This is a genomic window from Nocardia sp. NPDC057455 (assembly GCF_042802775.1).
Lineage (GTDB): Bacteria > Actinomycetota > Actinomycetes > Mycobacteriales > Mycobacteriaceae > Nocardia.
Window position 1 is genome coordinate 49751 of the sequence record NZ_JBHVDM010000038.1, and the last position, 12358, is coordinate 62108.

Genomic DNA, 12358 nt, shown 5'->3' on the forward strand with positions numbered 1-12358 from the left:
CCAGGGTAGTAGTTACGGCGAGATGTCGCCGATGCAGTAGCCGTCCGGCCCGGAGTGCAAGGTGAAGGTGCGGGTCTGCGTCACACCGGAGGAGTTGGTCACCGGTACGAGCACCGCGATGTAGTCGGTGTTCACCTGCTCCGACCGGATCTGCTGGTCGGCGAACTCGGTGACCCCGGTGAGCACGCCCTGGTTGTTGGCCAGCGGCGCGACGCTCGGACGCCCGGTGCCTTTGGGGTCCCAGGTCGCCGGGGACGCCTTACAGATCAGAGGGTAGTCGCCCTCCTTGTCGGCAGGGTCGAGCGGTGTGCCGACGAACCGGGACAGGTACCGGCGCACGGTGTGGCGGGCATCGGCGTCGTTGTAGGCGATCTCCGCGCCCTCCGCGGCGACGCGTGGGCAGGCGTAACCGCTCGCGATCTCGGCGCGCTGGACGGCGACCGTGGTGTCCTGGCTCTTCCAGACGACGGCGTCTTCGGTGGTCGTGCCCGGCTGGGCCAAGGCGGTGAGGACAGCTTGCTGGTCTGCGTACATGTCGGCCACGTTCTTCGGCGCGATGGTCCAGCACTTGTCCTGCATCTCGGCGACGGTGTGCGAGCGCAGGTCGGCGGCCCAGCGCTGCATCACCGGGGCGGCGGCGGGCAGCCCGGCGACCACGCCGACCGGCGGAGCGTCCGCGGGGACCGGTGGCAGGGCGGAGGTGCTGGGTGGCGGCGTGGCCGCGACGGCGGCCGGGAGCGTCGTGCGCACCGCCGCCTGCGGCGCGCTCTCCTCCGGAATGCCGACGACCGAGTCGCAACCGGACAGCGCGATCGCTGCGAGCAGGACCGAGCCGCCGACCAGCGCGGCGCGGGTCACTCGCCCACCCGAGGCCCGATTCCGCTCGCGTGCTGCACTGCGGTCGTACTCGCGCGGTGCCGATCGGGCGCGTTCCACTTCGGCGATCCTCTTCTCTCAGGCGTGTGGTCGGGACTGCTCGTGCGTCCTCGCTCCGGTGCGGCGCGCGGTGGCGCGCACTGCCGATGGGGACGAGCAGCGACTACGCTAGCGGACTTGTGGAACCCGTCTACCGGACGATCATCGGGCTGGCCCGTACCGTCTTCTTCGTCGAAGGTCTGAAGTTCACCGTCAAGGGCGATGAACACATCCCCGCCCGAGGTGGCGCCGTGCTGGCGGTGAACCACACCGGCTACATGGACTTCACCTACGCGGGCCTGCCGGTGCGCACCCCGAAGCGCTACGTCCGGTTCATGGCCAAGAAAGACGTCTTCGACAACAAGATCTCCGGCCCGATCATGCGTGCGCTCAAGCACATCCCAGTGAACCGTTCGGCGGGCGCCGACTCCTACAAGGCCGCTGTGGAATACCTGCGCCGGGGCGAGCTGGTCGGCGTGTACCCCGAGGCGACGATCAGCCGCAGTTTCGAGATCAAGGAATTCAAGTCCGGCGCGGCACGCATGGCCATCGAGGCGGAGGTGCCGATCATCCCGATCGTCATCTGGGGAGCGCAGCGAGTCTGGACCAAGGGTTTCCCGAAGCGCCTCGGCCGTACCAACACGCCCATCTCGATCGCGGTCGGCGAACCGATCCAGCCGTACGAGCCCGCCGCCGAACTCACCGCCGAGTTGCGCTCGACCATGCAGGACATGCTGCTGGATCTGCAGAAGGACTACGTGCACGAGCCGGGCGCGTACTGGGTCCCGGCGCGGCTCGGCGGCAGCGCTCCTACCCTGGAAGAGGCGGACGCGATGGATGCCGCCGAAGCCGAGGCCAAGGCCGCGCGCAAGAACGCGGCGGGGCAGTAACGGGAGCTGTTATGGCGCGGGAACCGGTCTACGACGTCCTCACCGGCTTGGCCCGCGCCATCTTCTTCGCACAGGGTCTGCGCTTCGATGTCGGAGGACAGGAGCACATTCCGCGCTCCGGCGGCGCGGTGCTGGCCGTGAATCACACGGCCTACCTCGATTTCATGGAGGTCGGACTGGTCGGGCGGAAGTCCGGCCGCAACGTCCGGTTCATGATGAAAGCCGAACTCGAGCACGGCATCGTCGGCTTCCTCATGAAGCGCTGCAAGGCGATCGGCGTCGATCGCACGGCGGGAGCCGAGTCGTACGCCCACGCGGTGACCGCGCTGCGCGACGGCGAACTGGTGGTGGTCTACCCCGAGGCGACGATCAGCCGCAGCTTCGAGCTGAAGGAATTCAAGTCCGGCGCGGCGCGCATGGCCGTGGAAGCCGGCGTCCCGATCGTTCCCCTGATCATCTGGGGCGCGCATCGGATCTGGACCAAAGACATCCCGAGACAGCTGGGCCGTCATCATTTCCCGATCGACATCCGCATCGGCGCACCCATACCCCCCGACGCACCGACGGAGGAACTGACGGCCACCCTCCGCACCCGGATGAGCGAACTACTGGACCGCGCGCAACAGGACTACCCGATGGACAAGGGTGCGCGCTGGGTGCCCGCGCGACTCGGCGGGACCGCCCCGACCCTTGCGGAGGCGGCTGTGCTGGAGCGGGAGGAGATGGAGCGGCGGCGGCGGGCGAAGGCGCGTTGAAACGACGCTCGCCGCAGATCAGCAGAGCGCGGCGGTGACCGGGAAGTTCTCCGGAGTGGGAACGGCGGTGGCGTCGCAGGGGGTGGTTCGGCTCGATGATGGTCGGTATGGGCGGCATCGATGACCTCGTTCAGGCCGGGTGGATCAGTCGAGCGTCGGTGACGACTTGAGGGTGCTGCTGACGGCGAGCGGGTCGCGCGGCGACATCGAGCCGATGTTGGGCCTCGCCGTGCGGTTGCGGGAATTCGGAGCCCACGTGCAGGTGTGCGCGCCACCGGACATCGCCCCGCGTTGCGCTGACCTCGGCCTGCCGCTGGAGCCGCTGAAGACCGCCTCGCGAGCCGGAAGACTGTCGCGGGCCGAGCTGTCGCAGTACGTAACCGACTGGCCCGCGATTCAGTTCGGCACGATCTCCACAGCGGCCGCAGGATGCGACGTCGTAGTAGCGACCGGCGTGACGCAATTCGCGGCCCGGTCCGTCGCCGAGCAGCTGGGCAGCCACTACCAGTACGTGAGCTACCAGCCGACCACTCTGCCCTCGCCACACCATCCACCGATGCCGTTGCCGGGCGATCGACCCGCACCGGACGGGATCGGCAACCAGCTGCTGTGGGAAATCGATACCCACGGTTGGAACGCGGAGTTCGGCCTCGCGCTCAACTCCGGCCGGGCAGCGCTCGGCCTACCGCCGGTAGCCGATGTACGCGACCACGTGATCACCGAGAGCCCATGGCTGGCCGCGGACCCGGTTCTGGGTCCATGGTCGCAATCGCCGGGTCTGGACGTCGTGCAGACCGGCGCCTGGATCGTGCCCGACGAACGTCCCTTGCCCGCCGCGCTGTCGGCGTTCTTGGACGCGGGCACAGCACCGGTGTACGTCGGGTTCGGCAGTATGCCGATGCGCCCCGGCATCGCCCGGACGGCGATCGAAGCGATTCGCGCGCGTAACCGCCGTGTGCTCCTTTCTCGTGGTTGGGCCGAGCTGGCCTTGATCGACGACTTCGCCGACTGCATGGCCATCGGTGACGTCAATCATCAAGCGCTGTTCGCCCGGGTCGCCACCGTCATCCACCACGGCGGCGCGGGCACGACGACGGCCGCCGCCCGGGCCGGCACGCCGCAAGTGGTGGTACCCCAGATGATGGACCAGCCGTACTGGGCGCGCAGGGTGGTCGATCTCGGCATCGGCGCGGCATGCGAGGACGCGGATCCCAGCACAGCGTCATTGTCTGCCGCTCTCGACATCGCATTGGCCTCAACCACCCGCGAGCGCGCGAACGTAGTGGCCGGCATGATCCGCTCCGACGGGGCGACGGTGGCTGCGAAACTGCTGATCGACGCGACCGGTTGAGACCCGCCCGCACGCGGTGGTGTAAGGCGTGTGGTCATCGGGTAGTAGTCGCGTCGATTGCTCATGGGTGCTCAGGCCAGCATTCCTTGGATTTCGGAAATGCGACGGTCGAGGCGTGCCGAGTGCGCGGTTTCGGCTGCGGTCTTCGCCTCCCGGATGGTGGCGCGTGCCGCGTCCAGGTTGCGGGTCTTCAGGTACGACTCCGCGAGCCAGGTGCGATACAGGGCTACTTCACGGACTCGGTCGGGGGAGAGTTGGTCGATCGCGCCCGACAGCAGCAGGCTTGCCTTTGCGGGCTCGTCCATTTCGACGAAGCATCGCCCTGCCATCACGTCGATTTCCGTGCGGTCCAACCAATACACCCATTCGGGCTCGGGAATGTCAGGGGAGCGGCACTCGTACGCCTCGTCCACCGCATCGAGTGCGCGCTCCGCTTCGTCGCGGTCGCGCGAACGTGCGCATGCCCATGCCAAGCGATCTGTGAGCAAGGACCGCACTATCGGAGGCGCGTGGGTTGCTCCCTTGACTGCGGTGCGAGCCAGCAGCGCTGCCTCGCCGGGGTTGCCGACGTTGGCGATCTGGTAGCTCAGGCAGGACAGAAGCTGCGCCGTCAAGACGCGGTCTCCGGCATCGTCGGCCGCCGCCGCGCCACTCAGATACAGACGTTGTGCGTCGTCGTACCTGCCTGCGTCGCTCGCCACCCAGCCGGCGAGTTGTGCGAGCTCACCGGCGACGATCAACAGTCGCTTGCCCACTCGTTCGGAATAGCTGCATTCCGTGATGACGTTTCGCGCGCTTTCGAACTCGCGCACAACCAGCGGAAACAATTCGCCGCCGCCGATGCTGTCGTCCAGGTGCCGCAGTTCGATTACGCGCTGTTCCATCTCGGTCGCCAGCGAATCGCCGACCTTCCGACCGGCGGAGGCGTGCGTCCTGGGTGCCCGGTCTGACACCAACCATTCGTGTGCGACGCGGACCGGGTCCGGCGACGGTGCCATGAGGGCGTTCACCGGGATATTCAGAGCGCGGGAGTAGCCGATGATGTGCTCTTGCTTCACAGTGCGCTGCCCGTTTTCCAGCATCCCGAGCAACGACTTGCTGTAGTTCGTCTTCACCGCGAGTGCGGCCAGGCTGACCCCTCGGCTTCGCCGGGCGTCCCTGAGCAGAGATCCGGGATTCTCCATCGAACCAACGCACTCCCGATTCTGTGGATCCTTGTGGACAGCAAATCGAAACCCCACCTGCGCCTTTCATTCGAGACTACTCCGTAGCACCCGGTAGCGGCGTTTGTGCCCGGAGGCCAATTCCCGGCCTCGGACCGGCTGGGCTGATCGAGCGGCCCGGCCGAACCGAGTAAACGACCGAACGTCTTCGACTGACAGTGGGGGTTAAAGATGGAAACGTGTGGGGATACGCCCCGATCGCGCTGCCTGTTCTATCGGCGGGAGTGCGATCTGCCCGCCGTGGTCGACCCGCCGGAACTCGGGCGGATCGTCATGCGGGCCGGATCGGTGTGGGCGATGACCATGCCCGCTCGTTTGGGGCAGGCAGTGAAGGCGCATATGCAGAACAGGGGAGTTCCGCTCGGACCGATTGTGGCGCATCCACGTTCGGGCCGATGGACGTTCCTCATCCGGCCGGACCTGCCCGATGACGTGCGGTTGTTCGCGGAATTGTTCCGGCACGACGTGGCAGTCGCGCGATCCGGAGCGACGATCGCGCTGCCGTCGCCCACCGCGTCGGTCGGAGCGATCAGGCGTTGGATAGTGCCGCCGCGCAATAGCTTCCGTCCGTCCGGCGCAGCCGTCGTCGAAGCCGTCCGGGCGTGGGCGGACCAGATGCCGCGCACTCGGCGTAGGTCGGGAATGACTCATGCCGGATGACGACTCGGGCGCCCGTCGGATCCCCCGTGTCGACGAGTGGCGGTCCCGGCGAGCGCATGACAACCCGCACTGGGCGGTCTCCGACCCCGAAAACGCGAGGAAAGCAGTCGAATTGCACTACGCCTGCGACTTTTTGTCCTGCGCCACGCTCGTCGCGGCGGTGATTGTCAGCCGCGAGGACTACCGATACTTTCGCCGCGCCGGAATGAACGACGCAGGGGGTCGAGACGATTTCACAACTTCGGGATCAGGTGCATGATGTGCGGCGATCGCTCCATGAATCCCTCGGACGACGTTCACGTGAGTGTGTTCCTACATGGCCTGCGGATGGATTTCGCCGCGTGCGTCACGGCAGCGATGACGTTCGCGCGGGAATGGCGGCACACCCATTACCCAGACGCGGTCGAAATCCTCCCGGACGGTGCGGAGGGTTTGCCCCGTCTCCCTTGCGAACGCCTGTATTGCGAGCGTTCGTGGTGGCGGCTGGGGGAGGGCAGGGGTTCGGCTGACGGAACGTCGATCAGCGGAGACGGGTGAGGGCGCGGCACGGGGAAGGAGTGGGCAGCTCACCTCGGAGGAAGGAGGCAGGTGGGACGCCCATCAGGCTGCGGAAATCGGCCGTCATGTGGGACTGGTCGTAGTAGCCCGTGCCGGTGGCGATGTCGGCCAATGGTGTGTCTTCGGCCTGGGACAAGACTCGGCGGACGCGGTCGATGCGCGCGAAGTGCTTGGGGGAGACGCCGATTCCGCTGGTGAAAAGGTTACGGAGCTGTCGTTCGCTCACCGAGAGGTGCGTGGCCAGCTCGGCGACGGAGAGGGGATGGTCGGCGGCGATGGCGGCTACGGCGGTGGTGAGCAATCTGCGGTGGGCCTCCTGGGCCGGATCGTCGGGAATGCGGCGCGGCAACTCGTTCTCCAGGTAGGGCACGACCTCGTCGTGCGCGAGGTCGATCAGATCGGCGGCCAGTCGCGCGACCGGACCGGGTAGGTCGTCCAGTCGCAGCACGCGATCGGTGAGGTCGGCCGCCGAGACGCCGAGCAGCGCGGGGACCGCACCCGGCGCCAGCCGCAGGCGAACACAGCCCGCGGGTTTGCTCGCGCGCGAGTAGCTCGCTCTGGTCTGCGGTCCGACGACGAGCGCGACACGGTCGTCACCGGCATCCCCGTGCTCGGCCCGCAGCACGATCGTGGTCGCCGTCTGCGGAATGTGCGCGAACGGCTCGGACAGGTCGAGCACGGTCGGGATGCGGCCGAGTTCGGCCAGCCACGGGCGCAGCGACTCCGGCGCGGGCTCGGACGCCTCGACCAGCTCGGCGGTCACGACGGGCGGGCGCAGCATGGTGGTCACCGCATCCACTGTAGGTAGCCGCGGCCTCCGTAGGTGTGCCGGAATTTCCTAGAGACCTGCGGGTATACCCGGCACGGTGGTCCCATGATCGTGATCACCGGTGCGACCGGCACCATCGGCAGCGAAATCGTCCGGCAGCTCAGCATGCGCGCATCCGCGATCCGTGCCGTCACTCGTGACCCGGACCGGGCCGAGGTTCCCGCGGGCGTCGACGTGGTACGCGGCGACTACACCGACCTCGCGTCCATGGCGAAGGCGATGGCGGGTGCGCAGGCCGCGTTCATCGTCGGTGTGCTGGGTCCGGAGTATGTGGAGGCCGACCGTGCGCTGATCGCGACAGCGCGGGACGCGGGAGTCGGCAGGATCGTCAAACTTTCCGCGATCGGCACCGGCGATACCGGCCTCGGCCGGGTGGGAACCTGGCATCTGCCCGGTGAGCAGGCCGCGCGCGAGAGCGGCGTCGACTGGACCATTCTGCGACCCAGCTCGTTCGCCTCCAATACCCTGAGCTGGGCCCCCGCGATCCGTGCCGGGCTGCCGGTGCCGAACATGACCGGTGACGCGGCGCAAGGCGTCATCGATCCCCGTGACGTCGCCGGGGTGGCGGTCGAGGCGCTGACCTCCGTCGATCACGCGGGACAGATCTACACCCTCACCGGGCCGGAATTGCTCACCACGCACGACCTGGCCGCCACTTTGGCCACTGTCACCGGCCACCCCGTGGACGTGACCGATATTCCCGAAACCGAAGCGAGGGCACATATGCTCGCGTCCGGAATGTCCGCCGAATTCGCCGACGGTGCGCTGGCCGGGCAGGCATATGTGCGCGCGGGACACAATGCGATCGTCACCGACGATGTGGCCCGAATTCTCGGACGTGTCCGAAGTTTTGCCGAATGGGCTACCGATTACGCCGGTACGTTCGTGGCCGGCGAGCACACGTCGTAGGCTACCTGTGATCAGCGCCACATCGAATTGCCGAACGGTGCCTGCTCGGCAAGGGTGACATGACCGGCCGGACGGCCGGTGTGCTTACACGAAAAGGAAATTCGGATGCGTCAACGGGTCATGACGGTCTTGGTAGCGGTCGTAGCGGGTGGATCGGCCGCCGCGTTCGGTGGCGCGAGTGCGTCCGCGGTCGCGGTGAACCCTTTCCCCGGTGGCACGGAGGTCTACTTCGACAACGGTGAATCCGCGGCGATCGCGAACCTGAACCTCGGACCGGCGCTGAGCCAGGTGGCCGTCGCTTGGTCGCCCGGAGCGAAAGCCTTGCTCGGCGAGGGCATCACCGAGCACGCCCGCTGGGCCAGCGAAACCCCGACCGGCGGCGTATCGATCGAGGTGTACGGGATGTTCACCCAGCCCTCCCTGGTCACGGTCACCACGCTGCGCGGCTGAGCGCGCGATCCGATTTCGAATTCCGGTGTGCCAGGGGTACGCTCACCCATGGCGTTATGCGCATGCTTTGCCGGAATCCGCGGCGCTCGGGCGTAGAACTCGGGCAGTGGCCGCGAGCAGGCACGCGGCGAGACACCTGGCCGCCGCTCGCGCCGCCGGATGCCGCGCGGCTCGCGCCGCGCCTTCGGTGATTGCCGACATGGAGACCTCCTGGCGGATGCCCGGACGGGACGACACTACGCGTGCCGTCCCGTCCGGTGTTTTCGTCAGTTCGCGGTCGAGCGGAAGCCGCGCAGCCGCAGGCTGTTGCTGACCACGAAGACCGAGGAGAACGCCATCGCGGCGCCCGCGAGCATCGGATTCAGCAGGCCCGCCATGGCCAGCGGAATCGCGGCCACGTTGTAGGCGAAGGCCCAGAACAGATTGCCCTTGATGGTCGCGAGGGTGCGGCGGGACAGCCGGATCGCGTCCGCCGCCGCCCGCAGATCGCCGCGCACGAGGGTCAGATCGCCCGCTTCGATGGCCACGTCGGTGCCGGTGCCCATGGCCAGGCCCAAGTCGGCCTGGGCCAGCGCCGCGGCGTCGTTCACGCCGTCGCCCACCATCGCCACCACTTTGCCCTCGGATTGCAGCCGCTTGACGGTGTCGACCTTGTCCTGCGGCAGCACTTCCGCGATCACCTCGTCGATGCCGACTTGCGCGGCGATCGCGTCGGCGGCGGCTCGGTTGTCGCCGGTCAGCATGATCGGGGTGAGGCCGAGGGCGCGCAGTTGGGAAATCGCCTCGGCCGAGGTCGGTTTCACCGCGTCGGCCACCACGAGGACGCCGCGTGCCTTGCCGTCCCAGCCCACCGCGACGGCGGTTTTGCCTTCGGCTTCGGCCGCGCGCATCGCCTGCGTCAGGTCGTCGTCGAGGTGCTGCGACCAGTCGGCGAGCAGCCGGGCGCGGCCGACGAGCACCGCGTGGCCGTCCACCATGCCCTGCACACCCAGGCCCTCGACGTTCGCGAAGTCCTCGACCGGCTTGAGCTCGCCCACCTGCTCGCGGGCGCCCTTGGCGACAGCCTGAGCGACCGGATGTTCGGAGGAATCCTCCAGCGCTCCGGCCAGTTCCAGAATCCTGGCGACCTGCTCGCCTTCGGCGGGGACGACATCGAGCAGTGTCATCTTGCCCGCCGTGACGGTGCCGGTCTTGTCCAGCACGATCGTGTCCACCCGCCGGGTCGATTCCAGCACCTCGGGGCCCTTGATCAGGATGCCCAACTGCGCGCCGCGCCCTGTACCGACCATCAGCGCGGTCGGCGTGGCCAGCCCGAGCGCGCACGGGCAGGCGATGATCAGCACCGCCACCGCCGCGGTGAAGGCCGCGGCCACCGATCCGCCGGTGCCGAGCCAGAAACCGAGCGTCGCGACCGACAGCGCGATCACGATCGGCACGAAGATCCCCGATATCCGGTCGGCCAGCCGCTGGGCCTGCGCCTTGCCGGTCTGCGCGTCCTCGACCAGCTTCGCCATCTGCGCCAGCTGGGTATCGGAACCGATCCTGGTGGCACGCACCACGATCCGTCCGCCGACGTTGACGGTCGCGCCGACCACGGCGTCATCCTTGCCGACCTCGACCGGCACCGACTCGCCGGTGAGCATCGAGGCGTCGACGGCCGAGGAACCTTCCGTCACGATGCCGTCGGTGGCGATCTTCTCGCCGGGCCGCACGACGAACCGGTCGCCGACCGTCAGCTGCTCCACCGGAATACGCTGCTCGGTTCCGTCGCGCAGCACCGAAACCTCTTTGGCGCCCAGCTCGAGCAGGGCGCGCAGCGCAGCGCCCGCACGCCGCTTGGCGCGCGCCTCGAAGAAGCGTCCGGCCAGTATGAACGTGGTGACGCCCGCCGCGGCCTCGAGATAGATGCTGCCGGTGCCGTCCATCCGCGAGATGGTGAACTCGAACGGATGCGTCATGCCCGGCGTGCCCGCGGTGCCCCAGAACAGGGCATACAGCGACCAGCCCAGCGCGGCCAGCGTCCCCATCGAGACCAAGGTGTCCATGGTCGCGGTGCCGTGGCGCAGGTTGGTCCACGCCGCGCGGTGGAACGGCAGCGCGCCCCATACCACCACAGGGGCGGCCAGGGTCAGCGACAGCCATTGCCAGTTGGTGAACTGCAACGCCGGAATCATCGCCATGGCGATCACCGGCACCGACAGCGCCAGCGACACCAGCAGGCGGGTGCGCAGGGCGGCGGCGGGATCGTCCTCGGTCTCGGCCTCCTCCGACCGCTCCGGCTGGGCGGGCAGGGCCGCGGTGTAACCGGCCTGTTCGACGGTGGCGATCAGCTCGTCCGGTGAGACGTCACCGGTGACCTCGACCCGGGCCTTCTCGGTGGCGTAGTTGACGGTCGCGGTGACGCCGTCGAGCTTGTTGAGCTTCTTCTCGATCCGGGCCGCGCAGGACGCGCAGGTCATTCCACCGATCACGAGTTCGACCTGCCCGGCGGGCGGCGGTTGTGTCGCGGTGGTCATCGTGGGTGCTCCATTCTGTGCGCGGACGGTCGTCGGGTCAGTGCGCGTGGCCGTCCGGCGCCGGCTGCTGACCAGTGTGTTCGTTGTGCGTCGAGGCGTCCGCGGCGGGGGTGTACGGCGCGACGGTCAGGGTGAATTCGGCGGTGCGGACCACGCCCTCGTGCTGGAAGTCCAGGAACAGGCGGTAGTCGCCCGCGCTCGGCGCAGTGACGGCGAAGGTGATGCCCGGGCCGGCCGCGGTCACGCCGTCGCCGGGGTGGCCTTCCGGATGGACGTGCAGATAGCCGAGGTCAGCGGCGCGCAGGGCCACCAGGTGGCCGTAAGCATCGAGGTAGGGCTGCAAATCGGTGACTGGTTCGCCTGCCCGGCGCACCGACAGCGTTACCTGCGAAGCCCGGCCCGGGACGACAGCGCCGTTCAGTGTGACGGTGTAGTCGCCCACGGTGGTGGTGGAAGTCGCCGCGGGCAGCTTCTGGGGGTCGTAGACGCCCGCTACCCGCAGGTCGGCGCCGAGTGTCAGGTTGTCGCCGCCCGCAGGGGTGAAGTCGGCGAACACCCGGTAGTCACCCGCGCGGGTGAGGTCGAGCGGGACGCTCCACGTTCCGTTGCCGTCGAGTATCGGGTGCACGTGCTGGAAGGCGGCCATATCGCGGCGCACGACGATCAAGTGCAGGTCCTTATCGTGGCTGCGCACGTAGCGGGTGACGGCTTTTCCGTCGCGGTCGAGGATCGTGAAGCGCAGCGGTACGTTCGCCGCGGCGGTGGTCTGGGCGTTGTCCAGCCGCAAGGTGTAGCCGCGGTCGGTTGCCATCATTCCTCCAGGTAGTAAGGGAGCTTCGCCCTGGTCGGCGGTGTGTGCGGTCGAGTCATGGGCGTCGGGCTCCGGCCCGATGAGCGAACCGGCCGCGAGGGCGATCCCGAAGACCGCCGCGAGGCCGAGTGCGAAGCCGCCGAACTTGGTGGATGCGTTCATCGGAGTGCTCCGTCCGTCAGTCGGTGACCGTGTAGCCGGCGCGGGCCACGGCCGCGCTCAGCTCGGTGCGCTCGATCGGGGTCGCGCTCCGGACGGTCACCAGGCCGTCGGCAAGGTCGACGGCGACGGAATCGACGCCGGAGATACGGCCGATCTCGGTGCGGACCGAGGCGGCGCAACCGCCGCAGGTCATGCCGGTGACGGTCACGGTGCTGGTGCTCATGGTCGTTCTCCTCATGCTGTGCTGCTTACATCTCTACCCTACCCCCCTAGGGTATTGAGATGTCAAGCCCGGCACAGCAGGAAGCCCGGTCCGCAATCGGTTGCGG

The 12358-nt window shown here is 68.3% G+C and carries 11 protein-coding genes; 5 read left to right on the forward strand and 6 right to left on the reverse strand.

The features are described from left to right. Positions 1 to 12 precede the first annotated feature (12 nt). On the reverse strand, positions 13 to 858 hold the full coding sequence (locus tag ACFU5M_RS17535; RefSeq protein ID WP_379050040.1) for a hypothetical protein: 846 nt from the start codon (positions 856 to 858) through the stop codon (positions 13 to 15). A 197-nt stretch (positions 859 to 1055) separates the two neighbouring features. Between ACFU5M_RS17535 and ACFU5M_RS17540 the strand changes: the two genes are divergently transcribed. The 3 genes from ACFU5M_RS17540 (at position 1056) to ACFU5M_RS17550 (ending at position 3911) form a co-directional block, all read left to right on the forward strand. Beyond that, the gene (locus ACFU5M_RS17540) at positions 1056 to 1805 is read left to right on the forward strand and encodes a lysophospholipid acyltransferase family protein (RefSeq protein ID WP_379050043.1); all 750 of its coding nucleotides are present in this window, start codon (positions 1056 to 1058) and stop codon (positions 1803 to 1805) included. Positions 1806 to 1816: 11 nt separating this feature from the next. Continuing rightward, positions 1817 to 2560 carry a lysophospholipid acyltransferase family protein gene (locus ACFU5M_RS17545; protein WP_379050046.1) on the forward strand — a complete coding sequence of 248 codons (744 nt, stop codon included), beginning with the start codon at positions 1817 to 1819 and terminating at the stop codon, positions 2558 to 2560. Between the two features lie 166 nt (positions 2561 to 2726). Further along, positions 2727 to 3911, forward strand: coding sequence for a glycosyltransferase (locus ACFU5M_RS17550; protein ID WP_379050049.1), 1185 nt, complete (start codon positions 2727 to 2729; stop codon positions 3909 to 3911). Positions 3912 to 3982: 71 nt separating this feature from the next. Here ACFU5M_RS17550 and ACFU5M_RS17555 read toward each other — a convergent pair whose 3' ends face one another. Beyond that, on the reverse strand, positions 3983 to 5095 hold the full coding sequence (locus ACFU5M_RS17555; protein ID WP_379050052.1) for a helix-turn-helix domain-containing protein: 1113 nt from the start codon (positions 5093 to 5095) through the stop codon (positions 3983 to 3985). Between the two features lie 1219 nt (positions 5096 to 6314). Further along, a complete protein-coding gene (locus tag ACFU5M_RS17560) occupies positions 6315 to 7133 on the reverse strand; it encodes a helix-turn-helix domain-containing protein (RefSeq protein ID WP_379050083.1) in 819 nt (272 codons plus the stop codon). Positions 7134 to 7226: 93 nt separating this feature from the next. Here ACFU5M_RS17560 and ACFU5M_RS17565 point away from each other — a divergent pair, with 93 nt between their 5' ends. Together ACFU5M_RS17565 and ACFU5M_RS17570 are read left to right on the forward strand one after the other, a co-directional pair. Continuing rightward, complete coding sequence (locus ACFU5M_RS17565; RefSeq protein ID WP_379050054.1) at positions 7227 to 8090, forward strand: NAD(P)H-binding protein; 864 nt, start codon at positions 7227 to 7229, stop codon at positions 8088 to 8090. A gap of 105 nt (positions 8091 to 8195) precedes the next feature. Beyond that, positions 8196 to 8540 (forward strand): hypothetical protein, encoded by a 345-nt coding sequence (locus ACFU5M_RS17570; protein ID WP_379050057.1) that lies wholly within the window; start codon positions 8196 to 8198, stop codon positions 8538 to 8540. A gap of 266 nt (positions 8541 to 8806) precedes the next feature. On the opposite strand, the gene ACFU5M_RS17575 is transcribed toward ACFU5M_RS17570, so the two are convergent. From ACFU5M_RS17575 to ACFU5M_RS17585, 3 genes are read right to left on the reverse strand one after another with little or no spacing between them, the layout of a single operon-like run. Then, positions 8807 to 11056, reverse strand: coding sequence for a heavy metal translocating P-type ATPase (locus ACFU5M_RS17575; RefSeq protein ID WP_379050060.1), 2250 nt, complete (start codon positions 11054 to 11056; stop codon positions 8807 to 8809). Between the two features lie 37 nt (positions 11057 to 11093). Beyond that, complete coding sequence (locus ACFU5M_RS17580; protein WP_379050063.1) at positions 11094 to 12029, reverse strand: hypothetical protein; 936 nt, start codon at positions 12027 to 12029, stop codon at positions 11094 to 11096. Positions 12030 to 12045: 16 nt separating this feature from the next. After that, positions 12046 to 12252, reverse strand: a complete 207-nt coding sequence (locus ACFU5M_RS17585) for a heavy-metal-associated domain-containing protein (protein WP_379050066.1) — start codon at positions 12250 to 12252, stop codon at positions 12046 to 12048. Between the last annotated feature and the right edge of the window lie 106 nt (positions 12253 to 12358).